The sequence below is a fragment of the Cellulomonas timonensis genome (assembly GCF_900046455.1).
Lineage (GTDB): Bacteria > Actinomycetota > Actinomycetes > Actinomycetales > Cellulomonadaceae > Cellulomonas_A > Cellulomonas_A timonensis.
The window spans coordinates 632,903-656,183 of record NZ_FCOT01000012.1 but is presented as its reverse complement, the minus strand read 5'-3'; the positions used below and the strand labels follow the sequence as shown (position 1 = coordinate 656,183).

21 protein-coding genes are annotated in these 23,281 nt (G+C 72.6%); 12 read left to right on the top strand and 9 right to left on the bottom strand.

From position 1 onward, the window contains the following. The first annotated feature begins 60 nt into the window (after window positions 1–60). From BN3788_RS11440 to BN3788_RS11425, 4 genes are read left to right on the top strand one after another with little or no spacing between them, the layout of a single operon-like run. Complete coding sequence (locus BN3788_RS11440; RefSeq protein ID WP_066585971.1) at window positions 61–852, top strand: SDR family oxidoreductase; 792 nt, start codon at window positions 61–63, stop codon at window positions 850–852. A gap of 47 nt (window positions 853–899) precedes the next feature. Beyond that, window positions 900–1,916 (top strand): C-terminal binding protein, encoded by a 1,017-nt coding sequence (locus tag BN3788_RS11435; RefSeq protein WP_066585968.1) that lies wholly within the window; start codon window positions 900–902, stop codon window positions 1,914–1,916. A 10-nt stretch (window positions 1,917–1,926) separates the two neighbouring features. After that, complete coding sequence (locus BN3788_RS11430; protein WP_108723847.1) at window positions 1,927–2,952, top strand: zinc-dependent alcohol dehydrogenase; 1,026 nt, start codon at window positions 1,927–1,929, stop codon at window positions 2,950–2,952. Further along, window positions 2,949–3,704, top strand: a complete 756-nt coding sequence (locus tag BN3788_RS11425; RefSeq protein ID WP_066585962.1) for an SDR family oxidoreductase — start codon at window positions 2,949–2,951, stop codon at window positions 3,702–3,704. The genes BN3788_RS11430 and BN3788_RS11425 overlap by 4 nt, the downstream gene beginning before the upstream one ends. Before the next feature lie 44 nt (window positions 3,705–3,748). Here the strand turns inward: BN3788_RS11425 and BN3788_RS11420 are convergent, their stop codons facing one another. Further along, a complete protein-coding gene (locus tag BN3788_RS11420; protein ID WP_066585959.1) occupies window positions 3,749–5,086 on the bottom strand; it encodes an L-fuconate dehydratase in 1,338 nt (445 codons plus the stop codon). A gap of 148 nt (window positions 5,087–5,234) precedes the next feature. On the opposite strand from BN3788_RS11420, the gene BN3788_RS11415 reads away from it, so the two are divergent. The 3 genes from BN3788_RS11415 (at window position 5,235) to BN3788_RS11405 (ending at window position 8,006) form a co-directional block, all read left to right on the top strand. Next, window positions 5,235–6,248, top strand: coding sequence for a 2-hydroxyacid dehydrogenase (locus tag BN3788_RS11415; protein WP_066585956.1), 1,014 nt, complete (start codon window positions 5,235–5,237; stop codon window positions 6,246–6,248). Between the two features lie 51 nt (window positions 6,249–6,299). Continuing rightward, complete coding sequence (locus tag BN3788_RS11410) at window positions 6,300–7,109, top strand: IclR family transcriptional regulator (protein WP_066585953.1); 810 nt, start codon at window positions 6,300–6,302, stop codon at window positions 7,107–7,109. Between the two features lie 144 nt (window positions 7,110–7,253). Beyond that, the gene (locus BN3788_RS11405) at window positions 7,254–8,006 is read left to right on the top strand and encodes an SDR family NAD(P)-dependent oxidoreductase (protein ID WP_066585951.1); all 753 of its coding nucleotides are present in this window, start codon (window positions 7,254–7,256) and stop codon (window positions 8,004–8,006) included. 20 nt (window positions 8,007–8,026) lie between these two features. Here BN3788_RS11405 and BN3788_RS11400 read toward each other — a convergent pair whose 3' ends face one another. Genes BN3788_RS11400 through BN3788_RS19045 form a run of 3 tightly spaced genes read right to left on the bottom strand, consistent with a single transcriptional unit; the run spans window position 8,027 to window position 11,699 of the window. Continuing rightward, window positions 8,027–9,571, bottom strand: coding sequence for a UxaA family hydrolase (locus tag BN3788_RS11400; RefSeq protein WP_066585947.1), 1,545 nt, complete (start codon window positions 9,569–9,571; stop codon window positions 8,027–8,029). Further along, window positions 9,568–10,542, bottom strand: coding sequence for a DUF6807 domain-containing protein (locus BN3788_RS19050; RefSeq protein ID WP_066585944.1), 975 nt, complete (start codon window positions 10,540–10,542; stop codon window positions 9,568–9,570). Before BN3788_RS19050 ends, BN3788_RS11400 begins: the two co-directional genes overlap by 4 nt. Next, window positions 10,539–11,699, bottom strand: coding sequence for a Gfo/Idh/MocA family protein (locus BN3788_RS19045; RefSeq protein WP_234346615.1), 1,161 nt, complete (start codon window positions 11,697–11,699; stop codon window positions 10,539–10,541). Before BN3788_RS19045 ends, BN3788_RS19050 begins: the two co-directional genes overlap by 4 nt. Before the next feature lie 324 nt (window positions 11,700–12,023). Between BN3788_RS19045 and BN3788_RS11385 the strand changes: the two genes are divergently transcribed. The 3 genes from BN3788_RS11385 to BN3788_RS11375 are packed head-to-tail and all read left to right on the top strand — an operon-like array spanning window position 12,024 to window position 15,248. Beyond that, complete coding sequence (locus BN3788_RS11385) at window positions 12,024–12,959, top strand: carbohydrate ABC transporter permease (RefSeq protein WP_066585941.1); 936 nt, start codon at window positions 12,024–12,026, stop codon at window positions 12,957–12,959. Next, window positions 12,952–13,869, top strand: coding sequence for a carbohydrate ABC transporter permease (locus BN3788_RS11380; RefSeq protein ID WP_066585936.1), 918 nt, complete (start codon window positions 12,952–12,954; stop codon window positions 13,867–13,869). Before BN3788_RS11385 ends, BN3788_RS11380 begins: the two co-directional genes overlap by 8 nt. Before the next feature lie 38 nt (window positions 13,870–13,907). Then, entirely contained in the window at window positions 13,908–15,248 is a 1,341-nt protein-coding gene (locus BN3788_RS11375; RefSeq protein WP_066585933.1) for an ABC transporter substrate-binding protein, read from the top strand. A gap of 39 nt (window positions 15,249–15,287) precedes the next feature. Here the strand turns inward: BN3788_RS11375 and BN3788_RS11370 are convergent, their stop codons facing one another. From BN3788_RS11370 to BN3788_RS11355, 4 genes are all read right to left on the bottom strand, one after another. Further along, on the bottom strand, window positions 15,288–16,358 hold the full coding sequence (locus BN3788_RS11370) for a LacI family DNA-binding transcriptional regulator (protein ID WP_066585930.1): 1,071 nt from the start codon (window positions 16,356–16,358) through the stop codon (window positions 15,288–15,290). Window positions 16,359–16,403: 45 nt separating this feature from the next. Then, window positions 16,404–17,930 carry a glycerol kinase GlpK gene (gene glpK, locus BN3788_RS11365; protein ID WP_066585923.1) on the bottom strand — a complete coding sequence of 509 codons (1,527 nt, stop codon included), beginning with the start codon at window positions 17,928–17,930 and terminating at the stop codon, window positions 16,404–16,406. 57 nt (window positions 17,931–17,987) lie between these two features. Next, window positions 17,988–18,725: an MIP/aquaporin family protein gene (locus BN3788_RS11360; protein ID WP_066585921.1), complete on the bottom strand. Its 738-nt coding sequence runs from the start codon at window positions 18,723–18,725 to the stop codon at window positions 17,988–17,990. Window positions 18,726–18,880: 155 nt separating this feature from the next. Next, window positions 18,881–20,716 carry a glycerol-3-phosphate dehydrogenase/oxidase gene (locus BN3788_RS11355; protein WP_066585919.1) on the bottom strand — a complete coding sequence of 612 codons (1,836 nt, stop codon included), beginning with the start codon at window positions 20,714–20,716 and terminating at the stop codon, window positions 18,881–18,883. A 205-nt stretch (window positions 20,717–20,921) separates the two neighbouring features. Between BN3788_RS11355 and BN3788_RS11350 the strand changes: the two genes are divergently transcribed. After that, window positions 20,922–21,431 (top strand): amino-acid N-acetyltransferase, encoded by a 510-nt coding sequence (locus BN3788_RS11350; protein WP_066585917.1) that lies wholly within the window; start codon window positions 20,922–20,924, stop codon window positions 21,429–21,431. A gap of 34 nt (window positions 21,432–21,465) precedes the next feature. On the opposite strand, the gene BN3788_RS11345 is transcribed toward BN3788_RS11350, so the two are convergent. Continuing rightward, window positions 21,466–22,344, bottom strand: coding sequence for an HhH-GPD family protein (locus BN3788_RS11345; RefSeq protein WP_082812820.1), 879 nt, complete (start codon window positions 22,342–22,344; stop codon window positions 21,466–21,468). 323 nt (window positions 22,345–22,667) lie between these two features. Between BN3788_RS11345 and BN3788_RS11340 the strand changes: the two genes are divergently transcribed. Next, complete coding sequence (locus tag BN3788_RS11340) at window positions 22,668–23,273, top strand: hypothetical protein (protein WP_066585915.1); 606 nt, start codon at window positions 22,668–22,670, stop codon at window positions 23,271–23,273. Window positions 23,274–23,281 lie beyond the last annotated feature (8 nt).

Here is a 23,281-nt window from a genome sequence, read left to right as displayed (position 1 = left end):
CGGCGCCACGCAGTCGTGCGTGTCGCCGTGCACCGCACGACCCAGAGAGAGCGCAGACATATGAGCAACGCAGCCCAGACCCCCGCCCAGTTCGCCGCGTCCCTGCTGACCATCGAGGGGAAGCTCGCGGTCGTGACCGGCGCGAGCCAGGGCATCGGCCTGGCCATCGCCACGACGTTGGCGAAGGCCGGCGCGGACGTCATCGGCGTGAGCTACGACATGCCGGAGGGCGACAGCGACGCCCGCGCCGCCGTTGAGGGCGCCGGTCGCGCGTTCACGCCGATCCGCTCCGACTTCTCCGACCGCGCGCAGGTGGCCGAGCTGGCCGCGCGCCTGGTCGACCTCGACGTGGACATCCTCGTCAACAACGGCGGGACGATCCGCCGGGTGCCCGCCGCCGTGCACCCCGACGAGGACTTCGACCACGTGATCGACGTGAACATGCGCACCACGTTCGTGCTCTCGCGCGAGGTCGGCCGCGGCATGATCGAGCGCGGCAGCGGCAAGATCGTCAACACCGCGTCGATGCTCTCGTTCCAGGGCGGCATCAACGTGCCCGGGTACACCGCCTCGAAGTCGGCCGTCGCCGGCCTGACCAAGGCGCTCGCGAACGAGTGGGCCGACAAGGGCGTCAACGTGAACGCCGTCGCCCCCGGCTACGTCGCCACCGCCAACACGCACGACCTGCGCCAGGACGCCGCGCGCAGCGACTCGATCCTCGGCCGCATCCCCGCGGGCCGGTGGGCGCAGGCCGAGGACATCGCGGGCGCGGTGCTGTTCCTGTGCTCGCCCGCCGCGAGCTACGTGCACGGCGCGATCCTCCCGGTGGACGGCGGCTGGCTGGCTCGCTGAGCCCCGCCCCGCCCAGAGCCTCACCCCACGTAGAGCAAGGAAGCACCGTGCGCATCGTCATCACCGAGTGCGACCACGACACGTTCACCGCCGAGCAGGCAGTGGTGGACGCGGCCGGGGCCGATCTCGTCCTCACCCAGTCCCAGGACGCCGCCGAGCTGATCGCGAACGCGGCAGGCGCCCACGGCATCCTCGTCCAGTACGCGAACATCACCGCCGAGGTCATGGACGCGCTGCCCGATCTGCGCGCCATCGGCCGCTACGGCGTGGGCGTCGACTCGGTCGACGTCGCGGCGGCGACTGAGCGCGGCATCGCCGTGTGCAACGTGCCGGACTACGGCACCGAGGCGGTCTCCGACCACGCGATCGGCATGGCGCTGGCCGTGGCCCGGGGCATCCCGCGCCTCGACCGCGGTGTGCGCGCCGGGTCGTTCGACCTGGTCGCGGTCCGCCCGCTGTTCCAGACCCGCGACCGGGTGTTCGGCGTGGTCGGCATGGGCCTGATCGGCACCGCGACGGCCCGCAAGGCCGCCGGCCTGGGGTATGAGGTCATCGGCTACGACGTGGCGGCCGAGCCGGGCGCGGCGACGTTCCACGGCTTCCCGTCGGTGTCGCTCACCGAGCTGCTCGAGCGCTCGCAGGTGGTCTCCGTGCATGTGCCGCTGACCGAGAGCACGCGCGGCATGATCGGCGCCGCCGAGCTCGCGCTGCTGCGCGAGGACGCGATCGTGGTGAACACGGCGCGCGGTGGCGTGATCGACGCGGACGCGCTGGTCGACGTGCTGACCGCCGGCCGGATCCGGGGCGCGGGCATCGACGTGCACGTGACCGAGCCGATCCCCGCCGACGACCCGCTCACCGGCTTCGACAACGTCGTGCTCACCCCGCACCTCGCCTGGTACACGGAGGAGTCGTACGACGAGTTGAAGCAGCGCACCGTCGAGAACGTCGTCGAGGTCTGCGCCGACCGGGCGCCGCGCAACATCGTCAACCCCGAGGTCCTCGGGGCCCCCGGACGGAACAGCACGTGCCCGCCCGCCACCACCCGCACGACAGGAGCATGACGTGAGCAGCATGAAGGCGGCCGTCTGGACCGCCACGGATGAGGTCGCCGTCACCAGCATCGCGATGCCGGAGGTCCCCGAGGGGTGGGCCCTGGTCAAGGTCGCGTACAACGGCATCTGCGGCACCGACCTGTCGATCCTGCACGGCAAGCACCCGCGCGCCCAGGCGCCGCTGGTGATGGGCCACGAGCTCTCGGGCTGGGTCGAGCGCGCGGGCGCGAGCGGCCCCGCCGAGGGCACGCTCGTGATCGCCGAGCCGCTCATCAGCTGCGGCGAGTGCAAGGCATGCCGCGACGGCCACGCGCACGTGTGCCGCCGCCTCGGCCTGTATGGCATCGACACCGCGGGCGGCATGGCGCAGTACGTGGCGCTCCCGCCCGAGGTGCTGCACCCGGTGCCCGAGGGCGTCGACCCGCGCACGGCCGCGCTCGCCGAGCCGCTCGCCGTCGCGGTGCACGCGGTGGCGCTGTCCGGCATGGAGAAGGGCGACACGGTCGCGGTGTACGGCGCCGGGCCCATCGGCATCCTCACCGCGCTGGTCGCCCGCCACGAGGGCGCCGGCCACGTCGTCATCACCGAGCCGAGCGCCTGGCGCCGCGAGGTCGCCGAGGGCCTGGGCTTCATCGTCGTGCCCGAGGGCTCGACGATGGCCGAGGTGCTGGCGCCGCTGACCGACGGCGAGGGCGCCGACACCACGTTCGACAGCGCCGCGCACCCGAGCGTCGCCGCCGAGCTGACAGCGATCACGCGGGTGCTGGGCCGCATCGTGGTGGTGGGCGTCTACAAGCAGCCCACGCCGATCGATCTGCGCGACATCTGCTTCAAGGAGCAGTCAGTGGTCGGGGTGCGCGTGTACACGTCGGCCGACGTCACGCGCGCCATCGAGCTCATCGCCTCGGGCGACCTGGGCCTCGACCGCTTCCCGACCAAGGCGTTCTCGCTCGAGGACGTCAGCGCGGCCTTCGACGCCGCCACCTCGGGGCAGGACTGCCTCAAGGTCCTCCTCACCCCCCTGGACGGAGCGGCAGACGCATGAGCAACGCCTTCGATCTCACTGGCAAGACGGCAGCGGTGACCGGGGGAGGGCGTGGCCTCGGCCTCGGCATCTCCCAGGCCCTGCTGGAGGCTGGCGCCGATGTCATCGTCTTCGGCCGCAGCGGCATCCCGGACGAGCTCTCGGCGCTGGCCGGCGAGCTGGGCCGCACCGTCTCGTTCTACGCGCTCGACCTGGCCGACACGGACCAGATCGCCGAGGTGGGCGCCCAGGTGCTCGCCGAGCACCGGGTGGACGTGCTGGTCAACAACGCCGGCACGCAGGACCGCCACCCGGCGGTCGACTTCCCGCTCGACGCCTGGGACCGCGTCATCGACGTGAACCTGCGCTCGGTGTTCCAGCTCTGCCAGATCTTCGGGCGGCCCATGCTCGAGCGCGGCGAGGGGAAGATCGTCAACCTCGCGTCCCTGCTGAGCTTCCAGGGCGGCCTCACCGTGCCCGCGTACGCCGCGAGCAAGGGCGCCGTCGCGCAGCTCACCAAGGCGCTGTGCAACGAGTGGTCGGGCAAGGGCGTCAACGTCAACGCGGTGGCGCCGGGTTACATGGCCACGGAGATGAACACCGCGCTGCTGGCCGACCCGGTGCGCCTCGAGCAGCTCTCGGTGCGCATCCCGGCCGGGCGCTGGGGCCAGCCCGAGGACATCGGCAATGTCGTGGTGTTCCTCGCGTCGCAGGCCTCGGCCTACGTGCACGGCCAGGTGCTCGCCGTCGACGGCGGGTGGATGGCGCGATGAGCACGGCCCGCGTGGGCGTCAGTGACGCCCACGCGGGCTCAGGCTCACACGGCGGCGGCGGCCTCGTCGGCGAGGCGGCCAGCCCAGTAGGACCCGTCCGGGAACCGGAACTCGGCCACCGACGCGGCGTGCATCTCGGTGGAGTACCCGGGCAGGCTGGGCAGCACGTACGCGGCGTCGCGCACGATGCAGGGGTCGGTGAAGTGCTCGTGCAGGTGGTCGACGAACTCGGTGACGCGGCCCTCGCGGGTGCCGGACACGGCCACGAAGTCCAGCGCCGAGACGTGCTGCACCATCTCGCACAGCCCCACGCCGCCCGCATGCGGGCACACCGGCACGTCGAACTTCGCGGCGAGCAGCAGCACCGCCACGATCTCGTTGAGGCTCGCCAGGCGGCCTGCGTCGAGCTGGCAGAAGTCCATCGCCCCGGCCTGCATGAACTGCTTGAACATGACCCGGTTGTGGCAGTGCTCGCCGGTGGCGACCCCCACGGGCTCGACGCCGCGCTTGATGGCCGCGTGGCCCAGCACGTCGTCGGGGCTGGTGGGCTCCTCGATCCAGAGCAGGTTGAACTGGGCGAGCGCGTTGGTCCACTCGATGGCCTGGTCGACGTCCCACACCTGGTTGGCGTCGATCATGAGCGTGCGGTCGGGGCCGATGACCTCGCGCGCGATGGCGCAGCGGCGGATGTCCTCCTCGAGGCTCGTGCCGACCTTGAGCTTGATGTGCTGGTAGCCCTCGTCGATGGCCTCCTGGCACAGGCGGCGCAGTTTCTCGTCGCTGTAGCCGAGCCAGCCCGCGGACGTGGTGTAGCAGGGGTAGCCGGTGGCCTCGAGCTCGGCGATGCGGGCCGCCTTGCCGTCCTCCTTGGCGCGCAGCAGCGCGATGGCCTCGTCGCGGGTGAGCGCGTCGGACAGGTAGCGCAGGTCGGCGACGTCGACGAGCTGCTCGGGCGTCATGTCGGCGAGCAGGCGCCACACGGGCTTGTCGGCGAGTCTCGCCACGAGGTCCCAGGCGGCGTTCATGACGGCGGACAGGGACAGGTGCACCACGCCCTTCTCCGGCCCGAGCCAGCGGATCTGCGCGTCGGCGGTGAGGTCGCGGTAGACCTGGCCCATGTCGGCGGCCATCTCGGCGACGTCGCGGCCCACGAGCAGGGCGGCCTGCTGGCGCGCGGCCACGCCGACGATGTCGTTGCCCCGGCCGGTGGTGAACGTCAGGCCGAAGCCGGCGAGCGGCGTGCCGTCGGGGGCTGTGCCGTCGGTGCGCAGCACGACGTAGGCGGCGGAGTAGTCGCCGTCCTTGTTCATGGCGTCCGAGCCGTCGGCGGTGAGCGAGGTCGGGAACCGGACGTCCTCGATCTCGACGCTGGTGATCTTCATGCGGGGCTCCGTGGGGTGAGGGGAACGGCTCCGCCCAGGCTAGCATTCATCAGATGAATTATCGGGAAGCCCTCGTGATTGACCCGGCTGGCAGCGGGATTGCCTGTCGGTTAGGCGATACAGATCAGATGACTCCAAGGAGCGATGCGTGACCACCGAGTACCTCGTCGGCCTCACCCCCGACGTCCTGCGGGCCGATGGGTCCGTGTTCTTCGGCGACGTCGGCCTCGACCGGCTCACCGACGCGGGACTGCGCTGGGAGGTCATGCCCGCCCAGTCCGGCCACGTCGCCAGCGGCCTCGAGCCCTACGACGCGGTGCTCTCCTTCGGGCACCTGCACTTCACCCGCGAGGCCGTGGCCGCGGCGCCCCGGCTGCGCCACGTCGCCCGATTCGGCGCCGGGTACGACGGCATCGACTTGGACGGCCTCGCCGCCGAGGGCGTGCTCGTCACCAACGCGCCCGACGGCGTCCGCCGGCCGCTCGCCCTCGCCGCGCTCACGCTCGTGCTCGCCCTGGGCCACCGGCTGCTCGAGAACCACCGCGCCGCCACCGAGGGCCGCTGGTCGGCGCGCGGCGACCACCGCGGCCTCGGCATCGCCGGCCGCACCGTCGGCATCATCGGGTTCGGCAGCGTCGGCGCCGAGCTGGCGGCGCTGCTGCAGCCGCTCGGGGTCCACGTGCTCACGCTCGACCGGCCCTCGGCCCGGGAGCGCGCCTCCGCCGCCGGCGTGGAGTGCGTGCCCGTGGAGCGCCTCGCCGCCGAGAGTGACTACGTCGTGCTCACCGCGGCGCTGACCCCGTCGTCCCGCCATCTCGTGGACGACGCGTTCCTGCGCAGGATGCGCCCCACCGCCCACCTCGTGAACGTGGGGCGCGGCGGCCTCGTCGACCAGGTCGCCCTGACGGACGCCCTCCGCGAGGGCCGCCTCGCCGGCGCCGGGCTCGACGTGCTCGACCCCGAGCCGCCCGCGCCCGACGAGCCCCTCCTGGCCCTGGACAACGTGATCGTCACCCCCCACGCGCTGTGCTGGACGGACGACTTCGTCAGCGCCGTCGCCCGCAGCGCCACCGACGCGGTCATCGACGTGGCGCACGGCCGGCGCCCGGCGCACCCCCTCAACCCCGCCGCCCTCACCCACCCGCGGAATACCCGGGCCTGACGTCAGCGCCCACGCCTACTCTGTGCGCATGCCGACCCCCCGATGTCCCCGATGACCGACAGCCCGACCGCCTCGCCGGTCGAGTCGGTGGACCGCGCGCTGCTCGTGCTCCAGGCGCTCGCGCGTGCCGGGGGGCGCGGGCTGACGCTCGCGGACCTCGCCGCCTCCCTGGGGCTGCACAAGACCACAGTGCACCGCGCGCTGCAGGCCCTGCGCTTCCGCGGGTTCGCGGTGCAGGACGCGGCCACCGGCCACTACGTGCTCGGCCCGTCCGCGACCCTCCTCGCCGACGACTTCCTCAGCGACGAGAACCTGCCCCTGATGCTGAACCCCGCCCTCGTGGCGCTGAGCGGCGCCGTCGACGAGCTGGTCCACCTGGGCGTGCTCAGCGGCTCGCACGTCGTCTACCTCGACAAGGTGGAGCCCGAGCGGCCCGTGCGCGTCTGGTCCGCCGTCGGGCGCCGCAGCCCCGCGGTGCGCACCGCCCTGGGCCGGGCGCTGCTGGCCTACCGGGGCACGGACCGCTCCGCCCTCGTCGGGTACGTGCGCGCAGACGACGACGCCGCGCCTGGACGGGGGCCCGGGGCAGCCCCGACGGCCGCCGCGGAGGCCCAGGCGGTGGAGACCGCCTGGGAGGCGATCGAGGCCGCCCGGGCGCGTGGCTACGCCACCGAGCGCGAGGAGAACGAGCCCGGGATCAGCTGTGTCGCCGTGCCGCTGCTCCGCTCGGGCAGCGCCATCGCCGCGGTGAGCATCACCGCCCCCGCCGAGCGCATGACGACGGAGCGCATCACCCGGCTGCACACCCGGATGCGCGAGGTGCTGCCCGCGCTGCTGCCCGCAGGCCTCACCCTTCCGTGACCACCGGATGGCCCTCGGCCGTTGGGGCTCCCGGGTGAGCCTCGCCCTGTGGGTGTAGACCCGCGCCCAGAGGTGAACTAGCGTCGCGCCAGGTTCCCGGGACGCGCCGCGCACTGTGGCGCGCCGGACAAGCAGGGAGTGGTCATGGACAACCTCGAGGGTCGGCGCGCGCTCGTCACCGGCGCCGCGACCGGCATCGGCCGCGCCACAGCGCTCGCGCTCGCTCGCGCGGGCGCCGACGTCGCCTTCACGCATCTGACCCACGACCCCGCCGAGGTGGTCGAGGAGATCGAGGCCCTGGGCCGCAAGGCAGTCGCGTTCCAGCTCGACGCCCGGCACAGCTGGGACGTGGACCGCGTCGTGGTGCAGGCCGCCGACGCGCTGGGCGGCGGCATCGACATCCTGGTCAACAACGCGGGCGGCCTGGGCGGGCGCCAGCTCGTCACCGGGATGGACGACCAGCACTGGCACCAGGTGCTCGACCTCAACGTGTCGAGCGTCTTCTACGCCACCCGCGCCGTGCTGCCGCTGATGCCCGACGGCGGCCGCATCATCACCATCAGCTCGCTCGCCGGCCAGAACGGCGGCGGCACCGGGGCCGTCGCGTACGCCACGGCCAAGGCGGCGCTCGACGGCTTCACCCGGGCTGTCGCCCGCGAGCTGGGCCCGCGTGGCATCACCGTGAACTCCGTGGCGCCCGGCTTCATCGGCGGCACCCCGTTCCACGCGATGCACACACCGCAGCCCGCGCAGCAGGCGGCGATCGAGGGCACCCCGCTCAAGCGCGCGGGCACGCCCGAGGACGTCGCGGCGGCTGTCGTCTACCTGGCCTCCGAGGGCGCCGGGTTCGTCTCCGGCGCGGTGCTGGACGTCAACGGGGGCGCGTACTTCCGCTGACGCTCAGGTCGCGGCATCGGTCACGTCACGGTGCCGAGCTGCCACGGGATGAACTCGTCCTGGCCCAGGTCGAGCTCCTCGGAGACGGTCTGCTCACCCGAGGCCACCGCGATGACCTTCTCGAAGATCTCCTCGCCGACCTGCTCGATGGTCGCGACCCCGTCCACGATGCGCCCGGCGTTGAGGTCGATGTCCTCGGCCATGCGCAGGTACATGTCGGTGTTCGTGGAGACCTTGATGGACGGGGTCGGCTTGCAGCCGAGCACGGAGCCGCGCCCGGTGGTGAACACGACCACCGTGGAGCCGCCCGCGACGATGCCGGTCACGGACACCGGGTCGTAGCCGGGGGTGTCCATGAAGGTGAAGCCCTTGGCCGTGACGGGCTCGGCGTACTCGTAGACGGCCGCCAGCTCGGCTGAGCCGCCCTTGGCGACGGCGCCCAGCGACTTCTCCAGGATGGTCGTCAGGCCGCCGGCCTTGTTGCCGGGGGAGGGGTTGTTGTCGAGGGACCCGCCGCCATGCGCCGCGTACTGCTGCCACCAGTCGATCCGCCGCAGCAGGGCCCGGCCGACGTCCTCAGAGACCGCGCGCCGCGTCAGCAGGTGCTCGGCGCCGAAGACCTCGGGCGTCTCGGCGAGGATCGTGGTGCCGCCGTGCGCCACGAGCAGGTCGGAGGCGTGGCCGAGCGCGGGGTTGGCGGTGATGCCGGAGTACCCGTCGGAGCCGCCGCAGTTCATGCCGAGCACCAGCTCGGAGACGGGCGCCGGCTCGCGGCGCAGCGCGTCGATGGCGGGCAGCATCTCGGTGATGGCCTCGACGCCCGCGCGCACCGTCTTGCGGATGCCGCCGCTCTCCTGGATGACCAGGGTGCGCACCAGCTTGTCGTCGGGCAGGTCGAGGCCGTCCAGGAGCGACTGCGCGGGCAGCATCTCGCAGCCGAGGCCGAGCACCAGCAGCCCGGCGAAGTTCGGGTGGGCGGCGTAGCCGCGCAGCGTCCGCAGCATGATCTGCGCGCCCTCGCTGGCGGGCACCAGCCCGCAGCCGGACTGGTGGGTCAGGGCCATCACGCCGTCGACATGGGGGAAGGCGTCCAGCACCGGGCCGCGGAACTGCTCGGCGATGAGCTTCGCGGAGGACGCCGAGCAGTTCACCGAGGTGAGGATGCCGATGTAGTTGCGCGTCCCCCAGCGCCCGTCGCCGCGGCGGTACCCCTGGAAGGTGCGCGGGGGGCCGGTGGGCGCCGGGGGCCGCACGCGGGCGGTGCCGAACTCGTAGTCCCGCGCGGCGTCGTCCATGCCGAGGTTGTGGGTGTGCACGTGCTCGCCCACGGCGATGTCGCGCGTCGCGCGCCCGATGGACTGGCCGTACTTGTGCACTTGCCCGCCGATGGGCACCGCGCGCACCGCGAGCTTGTGGCCGCGCGGCACGCTCTGCGCGAGGGTCAGCGGCTCGCCGTCGTGCAGCAGGGTGGTGCCGGACTGCAGGTCGCGCGTGGTCACGACCACGTCGTCGCCGGTGCGCAGCAGGATCGCGCTGTCGTGGAGCGCGGGGGTGAGGGTCGTCATGGACCGGTCTCCGGGGTGGCAGGGGAACTCAGGACAGGCGCGGCCAGCAGGCGGCCGACCTCGGCATCGGGGGTGCGGCCGTCGGCGACCAGGCAGCGGAACGATCGTCGCAGCCCGGCGCCCGGCCGCACGGTCACGGCTCGCTGCCAGGCCAGTGCGGAGCCGATCCCCGGGTAGCCGGACACGCGCACGAACCACGGGTCGCGTGCGGTGGACTCGTCGGATGGCGTGATCGCCACAGTGAACTCACCCGTGCCCGGAGTGCCGGCGGGTGGGGTGGGGGAGGCAGCGCGCGCCGACCAGGCCAGCCACCGCGCGCCGTCGGCGGGCACGGAGCCGTGCACCAGGTCCTCGCCACGGGCTGACGGCGTGCGCACGTCCACGTCCTCGCAGGCGGGCAGCCGCCAGAACAGCCCGCCGTAGCCGCCGCCGCCGCGCCCATGCGCCCCCGGGCTGCCGAGCCGCACCGGGCGGGCGGCGACGAGGGTGGTGGCCAGGTCGAGCCGCCAGGCCTGACCGCTGGCGCGCGCCCAGCGCAGTTCGCGCGTCTCGGTGAGCAGCGGCTCGGCGTCGGCGGAGAGCCAGGTCAGGTGCTGTGTCAGTGCGTCGGGTGCTTGTTCGGCCCACCCGTCGTGCCGGATCCGCCCGTGGTCCCGGCGCCAGGTGTACCCGGCGCCGGGCAGGTACGTCCGCCCGCCCCACAGGTTGTGCCCGTCGACGTCCTGCACCCCGAGGCCGAGGCCCACATGCCAGGTGTGATCGGCCGGGGCGGCGGCGGTGACGACCACGCCCGCCAGGGTGCGCACCGGGTGCAGGTGGGGGCGCGGCGAGTCGAAGCCCGGGGCGCCGGCGCCGTCCGTGCAGACGGCCACCGTCGTCCCGTCGAGCGTCAACTCGGCGAGCGGGGTGGACGGGCCCCAGTGCGGGCGAGGCTCCCAGGGCGGGGCCTTCACCACTGGCGACGTGCTCATGCGCGCACCGTCCAGGGGGCCTCGAGCTCCTCGAAGGTGCGCAGTTCCTGCGCGACGCGCTCGCACCAGAGCTCCACGTCGCGGACCACGAGGCGGGGCCCTTGCGCGTCGTGCACCCGGTCGATGTGCGCCGCGGCGATCTGGCGTGGCGCCGGGGCGTTGCGGACGGCCTCGAGCACGCGCATGAACGCGCCTGTCGAGGACAGCGGCGCGAGCAGCGGCGTCTGGGGGTCGGCGCGGTGCGCGAGCAGGTTCTCCAGCAGGTCGGTGCGCCCGCAGGCGACGGTGCGGGCGCCACGGCGGCCCGCGACCTCGACCTCGACCTCGTCGCGCGTGTAGTGCAGGACGACGTGGCCGGCGCTGCCGTGCACCACGATTCGGGGCGCGGAATGGACGCTGGCGCAGAGGGTCAGGCCCAGGGCCACCCGCAGTCCGTCGCGGGTGGTGACGCGCACGCTGCTGGTGTCGTCGGCCTCGATGTCGTTCGCGCGGGACAGGTCGAGCTCGACCTCCGCGACGTCGTCGACGGTGCGCGCGTCGGCGAGCAGCAGCGCCGTCGCGACGGCGTGGGCGAGCGGGTTGGTGGTGACCCCGTCCACCACGGGCCGGCCCGCGAGCGTGCGTCGGCCGGCCCAGGGCGCGCGGGCCCAGTAGTCCTCGGAGCGCACCCAGGCGCCCACGGCGCCGATGCCGCGCACGTCGCCGATCTCGCCGTCGGCCACGATCTGGCGCACGACGTCGAGCGCATGGGAGCCGTAGGTCTGGAACCCGACCTGGACGGCGCGGCCGAGGTCCCGCGCGATGCCGACGAGGCGCACGAGCTCGGCGAGGGTCGCGGTGGGCGGCTTCTCGAGCAGCACGTCGCAGCCAGCGCGGAGGGCGCGCTCGGCGAGGTCCGCGTGCGTGTCGATGGGGGTGCAGAGGATGACGACGTCGGGCTGCTCGACGGCGAGCAGGGCGTCCAGGTCGGGGAACCAGGGGATCGGTTTCTCGGGATCGGACATCGCGAGCCGGACGCCGGGCGGCTGGTCGGGCGCCGGCAGGCCGCCGTCGACCAGGGGCCGGGGGTCCACGACGGCGACGAGCCGCAGGACCCCTTGCTCCTCCAGCGAGCGGGTGTGACCAAGATGTGATGTTCCGTGGCCATGCGCACCCACCAGTGCGACCGTGGGGGGTTTCGTGGCAGCCTGTGCGGGTATTTGGCCTGGTGGGAGGGGATGTTCGCGGTCCAGCGACCGGGTCGTTCCGGGCGGCTTCGGCACGGTGGCTCCGTCTCACGGTGACGCCGGCGCTAGCCGGTCTGCGCGGGTGTGGTTGACATCACATCTGGGCGACTGGTACCAAACTACTACACAAAGCGGAGAGCGCTTTCCAGCAGCAGTTGCTCGGGCATCAATGAAGATCCACCGGGAGTGCGCATGACCCTCGTCCAGCACCATCCGACGGCCCCCGCCGTCCGTCCCCCACAGGGGCGGTGACACATGGCCGGCATCGCCGAGCTCCGCAAGCTCCGGGGCAGCGCCAGCAAGTCCGTCGCCCCCTCGGAGCGGGGTGACAACAAGGCCGCGCTCCTGTTCCTCGGGCCGTGGTTCGTCGGCCTGCTGCTCATCACCGTGGGGCCGATCCTCGCCTCGCTGTTCCTGTCGTTCACCGACTACAACCTGCTGCAGCCGCCCACGTGGATCGGCCTCGAGAACTACGAGCGCATGATCGACGACGCGCGGCTGCACCAGTCGCTGCGGGTGACGTTCACCTACGTCTTCGTCTCGATCCCGCTCCAGCTCGCGCTGGCGCTGGCGCTCGCGCTATTCCTCGACCGCGGCGTCCGCGGGCTGGCGTTCTACCGGTCCGTGTTCTACCTGCCGTCGCTGCTCGGCGGCTCGGTGGCCATCGCGCTGCTGTGGCGGCAGGTCTTCGGCACGCAGGGCCTGGTCAACCAGTTCCTGGAGGTGTTCGGCGTCGAGGGCAAGGGCTGGGTCTCCCACCCCGACACCGCGCTCGGCACGCTGGTGATCCTCAACGTGTGGACCTTCGGGGCCCCGATGGTGATCTTCCTCGCCGGGCTCCGCCAGATCCCGGAGATGTACTACGAGGCCGCCCAGATCGACGGGGCCGGCAAGGTGCGCCAGTTCATGGCCATCACGCTCCCGCTGCTGACGCCCATCGTCTTCTTCAACCTGGTGCTCCAGGTCATCCACGCCTTCCAGTCGTTCACCCAGGCGTTCGTCGTCAGCGGCGGCAGCGGAGGGCCCGTCGACTCGACGCTCTTCTACACGCTCTACCTCTACCAGAAGGGCTTCGGGGCACTCGATATGGGCTACGCCTCCGCGATGGCCTGGCTCCTGCTCGCCATCGTCGCCGGACTGACCGCCATCAACTTCGTCGTCTCCAAGTACTGGGTCTTCTACGATGACTGACACCGCGACCAGCCTCCCGACCCGAGCCGCCGGCGAGCCCACCAGGACCCGTCCGCCGCTCGCCCCGCGCCGCCCCAGCGCCCGCGCCCGGCTGCGCGTCGTGCTCAAGCACGCGCTGCTGATCGCCTTCGGGCTGATCATGATCTACCCGCTGCTGTGGATGCTCGCGAGCTCCCTCAAGCCCAGCGCGCTGATCTTCCGCGACCCGTCGCTGTTGCCCTCCGAGATCGACATGAGCAACTACACCGTCGGGTGGAACGCCCTGGCGCACCCGTTCAGCCACTACCTGCTGAACTCGGCGGTGCTGGTGCTCGGAGCGCTGCTCGGCAACCTCGTGTCCTGCTCGATGGCCGCCTACGCGTTCGCCCGGCTCAACTTCAAGGGCCGCAAGATCTGGTTCGCCATCATGCTCATGTCGATCATGCTGCCGATCCACGTGGTGATCGTGCCGCAGTACATCCTGTTCTCCCAGCTCGGCTGGGTGAACACGTTCCTGCCGTTGATCGTGCCGAAGCTGCTGGCCACCGACGCGTTCTTCGTCTTCCTCATGGTCCAGTTCTTCCGGGGCCTGCCACGTGAGCTCGACGAGGCCGCCCGCATCGACGGCGCCGGACACGTGCGGATCTTCCTGCAGGTGATGCTCCCGCTGTCCGTGCCCGCGCTGGCCACCACGGCGATCTTCACGTTCATCTGGACGTGGAACGACTTCTTCCACCAGCTCATCTTCCTCACCAAGCCGGACATGTACACGGTGCCGATCGCGCTGCGCTCGTTCATCGACTCGTCCAGCGAGAGCTCGTGGGGACCCATGTTCGCCATGTCGATCGTGTCGCTGATCCCGCTGTTCCTCATCTTCCTTCTCGGTCAGAAGTACCTCGTCAAGGGCATCGCCACGACGGGGATCAAGTGATCCACCGGTCCCACCACCTCCCGCACCGAAGGAGCACGATGTCTCTTCCCACCAGCCCCCGCCGCCTCGCGCGGCCGGGTGTGCGCCTGGCCGCCGTCACCGTCGCCGCGGCCCTCGCACTGGCAGCCTGCGCCGGGTCCGACGATCCCGGCTCCACCCCCAGCGCCACCGAGGCGGCCGACGAGGAGGTCACCATCCGGTTCTCCTGGTGGGGCTCCGACAGCCGGCACGCCCTCACCCAGCAGGTCATCGACGCGTTCGAGGCCCAGCACCCCAACATCACCGTCGAGCCGGACTTCACCACGTGGGACGGGTACTGGGACAAGCTGTCGACGTCGATCGCCGGTGGTGACGCCCCCGACGTCATCACGCAGGAGGAGCGGTACCTGCGCGACTACGGCACCCGCGGCGTGCTGCTCGACCTGGCCGAGGTCGAGGACACCCTGGACCTGTCCGGCATCGACCCGTCGGTGGCCGAGTCCGGCAGCTTCGACGGCGCCACCTACGGCGTGGCCACGGGTGTGAACGCCTACGTGGTCCTCGCCGACCCGCAGGCCTTCGCCGACGCGGGCGTGGAGATGCCCGACGACACGACCTGGACGTGGGACGACTACGTCGAGATCGCCACCAAGATCTCGCAGGCCAGCGGCGGCACCGTGTACGGCACGCAGGACTTCGGCTTCAACGAGCCCGGCTTCTCGATCTACGCCCGCCAGCACGGCCAGTCCCTCTACAAGGAGGACGGCACGCTCGGCTACAAGGACAGCCTGATGGCTGACTGGTGGAAGATCTCGCTCGCGCTGCAGGAGTCCGGCGGCCAGCCCGAGGCGTCGCGGTCCGTCGAGATCGACGGCGCCGGGCCGGAGGGCTCGCTGCTCGGCACCAACACCGGCGCGATGGGCGTGTGGTGGACCAACCAGCTCGGGGCGATCTCCAAGGCGTCGGGCCGGCAGCTGGAGATCCTGCGCTTCCCCGGCGAGTCCGAGGGCAAGCGCACCGGCATGTACTTCAAGCCGGCGATGTACTACTCGGTGGCCAAGACGTCGGAGCACCCGGAGGCGGCCGCGCTGTTCATCGACTTCCTGGTCAACAGCACGGAGGCGGGCCAGCTCCTGCTCTCCGACCGTGGGCTCCCCGCGAACCTCGACGTGCGCAAGGCCGTGCAGCCCAGCTTCGCGGACGCGGACAAGCAGGCCGCCGAGTTCCTCGAGGGGCTCAGCGCTGACGTCGTCGACGGGGTGGCCGTGCCGCCCGTGGGCGCCGGCGAGGTCGTGCCGCTGATCAAGCGGGTCAACGGCGAGGTCCTGTTCGGCCAGATCACGCCCGAGGAGGCGGCGGCGAAGTTCACCGCCGAGGTGACGACGGCGACCCAGAAGTAGCGCGAGGCAAGCCCCCGGCCACGGCGCCGGCCAGCACCGTCAGGATGCTGAGCCGGCGCCGTGGCCGTTGCTGGCGCTGTCGCTGGGATGGCGCGGCGGCGTCGAGGCGCGCAGCACCACGGTGGCCTCCACATGCACCAGGCGGGGCTCATCCGACGGCGGCGCCAAGGCCAGCTCGGTGGCCGCGACGCCCACCTCGACCAGCGGCACCCGGACGGTGGTCAGCGGGGGAGTGACGTCCCGCAGCGTCACGATGTCGTCGAAGCCGGCCACAGCCAGCTCGCCCGGCACGTCGACGCCCGCGTCCCGCGCGGCGGCCATCGCGCCCACTGCCATCACGTCGTTCACCGCGAACACCAGCTCCACGGAGCCGCGCCGCCGCAGCAGGTCCTGCATGCCGTCGTAGCCGCCGTCGCGGGTGAACGCGCAGCCGATGACGTTCGCGGGGTCGAGCGCCACGCCCAGCTCGGCCAGCCCGGCGCGGAAGCCGTCCAGCCGCTCCCGGGCCGTGAGGTGGCCCGCCGGGCCCGCCAGCACCGCGAACTCCCGGTAGCCCAGGCCGTGCAGCGCCCGGGCGAGGGCTGCCGCGCCGTCCGCGTTGTCGATGACCACGGTGTCGATGCCCAGCACGGGCTGCCCCACCAGCGCCGCCGAGCCGCCGCCCGCGCGGTAGTCGGCCAGCGCCCGGCGCAGCTCGGCGTTCAGCGCGTCGTCGTCGGTGCGGCCGCCCGCGATGATGATCGCCCGCGCCCGCTGGCGCTGCAGCACCTCGATCAGGCCGCGCTCACGCGTCTGGTCGTGCCGGGTGCTGGCGAGGGTCACCGCCAGGCCTGAACGATCGGCGGCGGCGCTGACGCCCGCGGCGATCGAGGAGAAGTACGGGTCTGCGATGTCGTGGACCACCAGGCCCAGCGACGTGGTGCGGCCGCGCGCCATCGCCTGCGCATTGGCGTCGGGGGAGTAGCGCAGCCGGGCCGCGGCCGCGAGGACCCGCTCGCGCAGGTCCTCGCGGACAGTGCGGTTGGCGCTGCCGTTGATCGCACGGGACGCGGTGGCGAGCGAGACGCCCGCCTCCCGTGCGACATCGCTGAGCGTGACGGTGGCGGCCATGCCGTCAGGGTAGGGGGTCGCGGCCCCGTCGCCCAGATCGCCGGCTCACAGGACGTCGTCGTCCACCCAGTCGAAGGTCTTCGTCACCGCCTTCTTCCACAGCCGGTACTGCCGTTCCCGGTCGGTGGCGTCCATCGAGGGCTCCCACCGCTTGTCCTCGGCCCAGTTGTCGATGACGTCCTGCTCGCCCGACCAGAACCCCACGGCGATGCCCGCCGCGTACGCCGCGCCCAGCGCGGTGGTCTCGGCGACCTTCGGGCGGATCACCGGGACGTCGAGCACGTCGGCCTGGAACTGCATCAGCAGGTCGTTGCCGACCATCCCGCCGTCCACCTTCAACTCGGTCAGCGCGACCCCGGAGTCGGCGTTCATCGCGTCGACGACCTCCCGGGTTTGGAAGGCCGTCGCCTCGAGGGCCGCCCGGGCGATGTGCGCCTTGGTGACATACCGGGTCAGCCCGACGAGCGCCCCCCGGGCCTCCGAGCGCCAGTACGGCGCGAACAGCCCCGAGAACGCCGGCACGAAGTACGCCCCGCCGTTGTCCGGCACGCTCGCGGCGAGCTTCTCGATCTCGGGCGCGGACTTGATCAGGCCCAGGTTGTCCCGGAGCCACTGCACCAGGGAGCCCGTCACCGCGATGGACCCCTCCAGCGCGTAGATGACCGGCTTCTCGCCGATCTTGTACGCGACGGTGGTGAGCAGGCCGTTCTCGGAGGGGACCAACTCCTCACCCGTGTTGAGCAGCACGAAGTTGCCGGTGCCGTAGGTGTTCTTCGCGGTGCCGACGTCGAAGCACGCCTGCCCGAACGTCGCGGCCTGCTGATCGCCGAGGATCCCCGCGATCGGCACCTTCGGCACCAGGCCGCCCAAGCGGCCCTGCCCGTACACCTCGGAGGACGAGCGGATCTCGGGGAGCATGGACATCGGGATGCCCATCTCCGCGGCGATCTCCTCGTTCCACGTGAGGGTGTCGAGGTTCATCAGCATCGTCCGCGAGGCATTCGTCACGTCGGTGACATGCACCCCGCCCTCGACGCCGCCGGTCATGTTCCACACCACCCACGAGTCGGTGTTGCCGAACGCCAGCTCCCCGCGCTCGGCCTTCTCCCGGGCGCCCTCCACGTTGTCGAGGATCCAGCGGATCTTCGGCCCGGAGAAGTACGTCGCGAGCGGCAGCCCCACGCGCGACTTGTACCTGTCGGCGCCGCCGCCCAGCGCGGCGAGCTGGTCGGCGATCTTCTGGGTGCGGGTGTCCTGCCACACGATCGCGTTGTAGACGGGCTTGCCGGTGGTCCGGTCCCACACCACGGCCGTCTCGCGCTGGTTCGTGATGCCGACCGCCGCGATGTTCCGGGCGGTGAGGTTCGCGCGGGTCAGGGCGATGCCCACCACCTCGCGGGTGTTGCGCCAGATCTCGTCGGCGTCGTGCTCCACCCACCCGGGCCGGGGGAAGATCTGCTGATGCTCCAGCTGGCCGGAGTTCACGATCGTCCCGGCGTGGTCGAACACGATGGAGCGGGTGCTGGTGGTCCCCTGGTCGATCGCCAGGACGTACTGCGGGGTGTCAGGCATGGTGTTCCTCTCCGTCGAGGGATCGCAGTGCGGGATGTGGGAGGTGCGGCGCGGCCGTCAGATGAACCAGTTGGCGGCGAGCCCGCCGAGGACGCCGCCGATGATCGGGCCGATCACCGGGACCCACGCGTACGACCAGTCGCTGGACCCCTTGCCCCTGATGGGCAGCAGCGCGTGGGCGATGCGGGGGCCCAGGTCACGGGCCGGGTTGATGGCGTATCCGGTGGGGCCACCGAGGCTGGCGCCGATCCCGACGACCAGGAACGCGACGGGCAGCGGGCCGAGCTCGGCAGTGTTGTTCGCGAACATGAGGATCACGAACAACAGCACGAAGGTGCCGACGATCTCCGTGATGAGGTTCCACCCGTAGGAGCGGATCGCCGGGCCGGTGGCGAACACCGCGAGCTTGGAGGCGGGGTCCAGGTCCTCGTCGAAGTGCTTCTTGTAGGCCAGGAAGCTGGCGAGCGCGCCGAGCGCGGCGCCGAACATCTGCGCCGTGACGTAGACGAGCCCGTTCCACGCGGTGACCTCGATGCCGGGGGCGAACTCGGGCTGCCCGTTGGCCCAGATGCCGAAGGTCACCGCGGGGTTGATGTGCGCGCCCGATTTGAAGGCCGCGTACACGCCCGCCATGACCGCGAAGCCCCAGCCGAAGTTGATGAGCAGCCAGCCGCCGTTGAAGCCCTTCGACTTCGGCAGCAGGACGTTGGCGACCACGCCGGTGCCGAGCAGCGTGAGCAGCCCGGTCCCGACGGCCTCCGAGGCGAAGATCTCCCAAGTGCTGTACACGTCCACGTGCGACCTCTTTCCTGAGCGACGTCGGTGTCGTCCGGGGGGAAGAGCCGTGGTCCCCGGAGGCCTCGGAATTGCCGGAGCCTGTCGGCTCCTGCCAGGTCAGGCCGCCGAGGCGACCCGGGTGGGGCCGGCATGGGCCGGTCCGGACAGGGGGTTCAGGTGCCAGCGGGCCCCGGCGCCGCAGGCGAGTCGTCGGCCCCCGGCTTGCGGCCAGGGTCGGGGGTGAACGGCGGGGCGCTGTCATCCAGCCCGCCCACGGGCGTCAGGGGCACGATGTCCGGCGCCAGCAGCCGGACCCGCTCGGCGGTGGCGTCATCCGTCTCCACCGTCGCGGCGTGCTCGGCGGCGGCGCGCTCGCGGTAGGCCGCGATCTCCGCGGCCCGCTGCTCCGCGTCCCAGCCGAGCACCGGCGCGATCAGGTCCGCGATCTCCTCGAGGGCGCCCACGCCCTTGTCGGCCTGCTCGTAGTTGAGGCGGGTGCGGTGCATCATCACGTCGTCGAGGTGCAGCGCGCCCTCGTGGCTGGCCGCGTAGACGATCTCCGCGCCGATGTACGCGGGGGCGTGCGGCAGCGGCTTCGCGAGGTCCGGGTCCGCGTCGACGAGGTCCAGCAGCTCCGCCAGGAGCGACCCGTAGCGGTGCAGCAGGTGGTCCATGCGGAACTGGTCCCAGCCGTACTTCTTCGCGATGGACCGCGACTGGCGCTGCACCGCCTCCAACCCCTCGGCGCCGGCCAGCGCGATGCGGGTGGTGATGGACGGCAGCGTCGTGGCGCGCGAGCCGATCGCGAAGTCGACGGCGTCCTTGGCCATCACCCGGTACGTGGTGAGCTTGCCGCCCGCGATCACCGTCAGGCCGGGCGTCGGGCTCGCGACGGTGTGCTCCCGTGAGACCTTCGCCGACGAGGTGCCCGCCTTCGTGCCCGGCTGCAGCAGCGGGCGCAGGCCAGCCCAGGTGCCGATCACGTCCTCACGGCTGATCGGGCGGGCCAGCACGGTGTTCGCATGCGCGATGAGGTAGTCGATGTCGCTGGCGTTCGCGACCGGGTGCACCAGCTCCTGGCTCCACGGGGTGTCCGTGGTGCCGATCACCCAGTAGCGCGACCACGGGATGATGAACAGCACGCTCTTCTCGGTCTGCAGGATCAGCCCCGCCGTGCCCGCGATCCGGCTGCGCGGCACCACGATGTGGATGCCCTTGCTGGCCAGGACGCGCAGGCCGCCCTCCGAGCCGGCCAGGTGTTCCGTCTGCTCGGTCCATACCCCCGTCGCGTTGATCACGTGCCGGGCCCGCACGTCGATGTGCTCGCCGGTCTCCAGGTCCACCACCTCGGCGCCCGTGACCGCGCCCCCGGTGGTCGTCTGCAGGCTGACCAGTTCCGTGCGGGACGCCGCATGGGCGCCGTAGGACGCCGCCGTGCGGATCAGCGTCGAGACGAGCCGCGAGTCGTCCACCGCCGCGTCCCAGTACTGGATGGCGCCGATCGCCGCGTCGTGCCGCAGGTCGGGGAACAGCCGTTCCATGCCCTTGCGCGTCAGGTGCCGGTGGATCGGCATCGCGCGCTTCGCCCCGCTCACTGTGGCCAGCGTGTCGTACAGCGCGACGCCCGCGCCCACGTACGCCCGCTCCCAGACGCGGTTCTCCAGCGGGTACAGGAACGACACCGGCTTCACCAGGTGCGGCGCGATGCGGGACATCAGCAGGTCGCGCTCCGTGAGCGCCTCGCGGACCAGGTGGAAGTCGAGCATCTGCAGGTAGCGGAGCCCGCCGTGCACCAGTTTGCTGGACCGGCTGGACGTCCCGCTCGACCAGTCCTGCGCCTCGACCACCGCCGCGGACAGCCCACGCGTCACCGCGTCTAGCACGATCCCCGCGCCCGTCACACCGCCGCCGATCACCAGGACGTCGAGCTCCCGCCCCGACTGGGTGCTCGCCCGCAGAGCGCCCAGGGCATCACCTCGAAGGCGTGCCGTCAGTGCCGCTGTCCTCATGGGTCGCTCCCGTCGGTCCTGGATGTCATCGTCGACGAGTCCGCACGGGAACAGGACGGGTCGGCCCCGTCGCGAGCCCGCACGAGCGTCCTCGCCTGCCGCAACGTCACCACGGCGCGACGACCGGCGCAACCGCAGGCCGCGCGCCCGCACCGGAGAGTGGACCCGGCCGTCGGCCGAAGTGACGGGTCGGTAGTTTGGGGCCGTGACCGCCGCCCCTCCACGAGTCCGCTCCGCGCTTCCCGCGGACGTCCGCACGATCCGCGACCTGGTGCAGCCGTACGCCACCGAGCGCATCCTGCTCGCCAAGGAATGGGTCGGGTACTACGAGGCAGTGCAGGAGTTCGTCGTCGCCGAGGCGCCCGACGGCGCCGTCATCGGCTGCGGCGCGCTGCACGTCATGTGGCAGGACCTCGCCGAGGTGCGCACCCTCGCCGTGGACCCCGCGTGGCGCGGTGGGGGAGTCGGCCACCTGCTGCTCGACGCGCTGCTCGACCGCGCACGCCAGCTCGGCCTGCGGCGGGTCTTCTGCCTGACCTTCGAGGTGGACTTCTTCGCGGCGCACGGCTTCGCGCCGATCGACGGGACGCCCGTCACCCCGGACGTCTACGCCGAGTTGCTGCGCTCCCACGACGACGGCGTCGCCGAGTTCCTCGACCTCGCGCGCGTGAAGCCCAACACGCTCGGCAACACACGGATGCTCATCGAGCTCTGAGCGGGGCCGCACCGCCGAGCCGCCGGGTCCGCGCTCAGGGCAGCCGGTAGGCCGGCGGCTGGTCGTCGTCGGCGCCCGGCATCCGCACCATCAGCCCGTCGGCGAGCAACGACTCCACGCACCGCTCGCGCTGCGCCCGGTCCGGCCACACCGCGTCCACCGCGTGGGCGGGCACCGGCCCCAGGGCGCCGCGGAGCAGCGCCATCACCTTGCCCCGCACCTGCCGGTCCGTGCCCGCCCACGCCTGCGTCCGGCGTCGGCCCCGATGCTCGTCCACCGGCTGCCCGGCGGCCCGCCACGCGCACATCTCGGCGATCGGGCACTCCTCGCAGCGCGGGCTGCGGGCCGTGCACACCAGCGCGCCGAGCTCCATCGACGCGGCAGACCAGCGGGCCGCCGTGGCGTCGTCCGCCGGCCCCAGGCCCTCAGCGAGGCGGACCTCGGCGGCCGTCTGCGTGGGAGCCGGCAGTGCGGCCCCGTGCACCGCGCGGGCCAGGACCCGGCGCACATTCGTGTCCAGCACCCCCGAGCGGCGGCCGAACGCGAACGCCTGCCCCGCCGCCGCCGTGTACGGGCCCCCCCCCGGCAACGCGAGCAGTTCCGCGGCGCCCGCCGGCACCACGCCGCCGTGCCGTTCCACCACGGCGCGCGCGCACTCCTGCAGGCGCAGCGCCCGACGCGGGTAGCCCAGCCGGTCCCAGGCGCGCAGCACATCCGCCGTGCTCGCCTCTGCCGGGTCGGCCGGCTCGGGCCACCGAGCCATCCATGCCCGCCACGCGGGCTCCACCCGCACCACAGGCGTCTGCTGCAGCATCACCTCGCTGACCAGCACACCCCAGGCCGAGCAGTCCGCCGCGCGCCACGGGAGGTCGCGCGCGTGGCGCCCGAACCAGTCGAGCACCGCGGCGCGCATCGGCTCGGCGTGGGGGGCGGGCAGCACCCGCCCATCCTCCCCCAACCCGGCGCCGCCCCGGCCCCCCCCCCCCCCCCGCGCCGCCCCCCCCCCCCCGCGCGCCCCCCCCCCCCGCGCCCGCCCCCCCCCCCCCCATCGGCTCGGCGTGGGGGGCGGGCAGCCCCCGCCCATCCTCCCCCAACCCGGCGCCGCCCCGGCCACGCACAGGATCAGGCGCCGACCCGCCCAGGCAGGGCGCAGGCGCAGGGCGGAGAGACCGGTACCGTACGGCTGACCGGGTGAAGCGCCGCCGGGGACGCGGCCGACGTGAGGACGGTGCCGTCATGGGTGTGCTGCGACCTGCGGGGCCGTTGCCGTCCCGGGTCTACTGGACCCGTCGATTCGTGGTGCTGGGCCTCCCGCTGCTAGTGGTCATCGTCGTCGTCTGGGCGCTGCTGGGCCGTGGCGGAACCCCGGACGCGGACAACGTCAACGCCGACGGCTCCGGCGAGCAGGAGCCCGTGGACGGCGCTGAGGACGAGCCTGCCGACCCGGGGGCGCCGCAGGCCTGTGCGCCCGAGGCCCTCGCCCTCACCCTCGCCGCTGACTCGGCGTCCTACGCGGCAGCGGCCATCCCGACCTTCACCGTCACCCTCGCGAACACGGGCGAGGTGGACTGCCTGGTCGACGCGGGCTCGGGGCAGCTCGAGATCGCCATCGTCTCCGGGGAGGACCGCATCTGGTCCAGCCGGGACTGCCCTGCCGGCGCGGCCGAGCGCAAGCTGCTGCTCGGTCCGGGACAGAGCGACGTCACGCAGGTCCAGTGGACGAGGGTCCGCTCGGCGGAGGGCTGCGCCACCGGGCTGCCCGCGGTGAAGTCGGGCACGTACTCCGCGACGCTCACCGCCGCGGGCGCCGCGTCCGCGCCGCAGGTGTTCGTGCTCGACTGAGCCCAGGC